Genomic DNA, 370 nt, shown 5'->3' on the forward strand with positions numbered 1-370 from the left:
CACAGGGGAGAAACACATGAAGAACAAGCTAGTCCTCTTCCTGCTGTCGGCCGTGGCGCTGATCGCGCTGCCGCTGGTGGCGCAGGAGTTCGGCCAGGGCTGGGTGCGCATCATGGCGCTGGCCCTGCTGTACGTGATGCTGGCGCTGGGCCTGAACATCGTGGTCGGCTACGCCGGCCTGCTGGACCTGGGCTACGTCGCCTTCTACGCCGTGGGCGCTTACCTCTACGCGCTGCTGGCATCGCCGCACCTGTCGGAGAACTTCCCCGCCTTTGCGGCCATGTTCCCGGACGGCCTGCACCTGCCCATCTGGCTCATCGTGCCCTTGGCTGCCGCGGTCGCGGCGGTCGCGGGCATCGTGCTGGGCGCC

General features: G+C 68.1%; 1 protein-coding gene. It reads left to right on the forward strand.

Annotated elements, in window-relative coordinates:
* Positions 1-16: 16 nt before the first annotated feature.
* Positions 17-370, forward strand: a 354-nt coding sequence (locus SM757_RS35130; protein WP_407655838.1) for an ABC transporter permease subunit, incomplete at its 3' end; no start/stop codon positions are given.

Source organism: Azohydromonas lata, assembly GCF_034427735.1.
Classification (GTDB): Bacteria; Pseudomonadota; Gammaproteobacteria; order Burkholderiales; family Burkholderiaceae_C; genus Azohydromonas; species Azohydromonas lata.